At 56.0% G+C, this 389-nt stretch carries 1 protein-coding gene; it reads right to left on the bottom strand.

Features of this window, described 5'->3' with window-relative positions:
- Positions 1 to 171: 171 nt before the first annotated feature.
- Positions 172 to 389, bottom strand: a 218-nt coding sequence (locus AAEO50_RS21345) for a hypothetical protein (RefSeq protein WP_341986339.1), incomplete at its 5' end; no start/stop codon positions are given.

The raw sequence follows: 389 nt of genomic DNA, 5'->3' as shown, positions 1-389 counted from the left end.
CATTCATCTTATGCTTGTCGGAGCTGAGCGAACCGCCTCCGCTTTTCTATTATCCAGCTCCGGCGGCTAGCCCCTCGAGGTCATAAGCTAAATGGGCCAAGAAGGCAAAGAACGCCTTCCCGGCCCATTCATCATATGCTTGTCGGAGCTGAGCGAACCGCCTCCGCTCTTCTATTGTCCAGCTCCGGCGGCTAGCCCCTCGAGGTCATAAGCTAAATGGTCCAAGAAGGCAAAGAACGCCTTCCCGGCCCATTCATCATATGCTTGTCGGAGCTGAGCGAGCCGCCTCCGCTCTTCTATTGTCCAGCTGCAGGGCTTAGAGGCACATGTCATAAGCCAAACCGGCCAAGAAGGCAAAGAGCGCCTTCCAGTCCGGTTCGTCTTATGCC

This window comes from Rossellomorea oryzaecorticis (assembly GCF_038405515.1).
Lineage (GTDB): Bacteria > Bacillota > Bacilli > Bacillales > Bacillaceae_B > Rossellomorea > Rossellomorea oryzaecorticis_A.
This window is presented reverse-complemented; position numbering and strand designations above follow the sequence as displayed.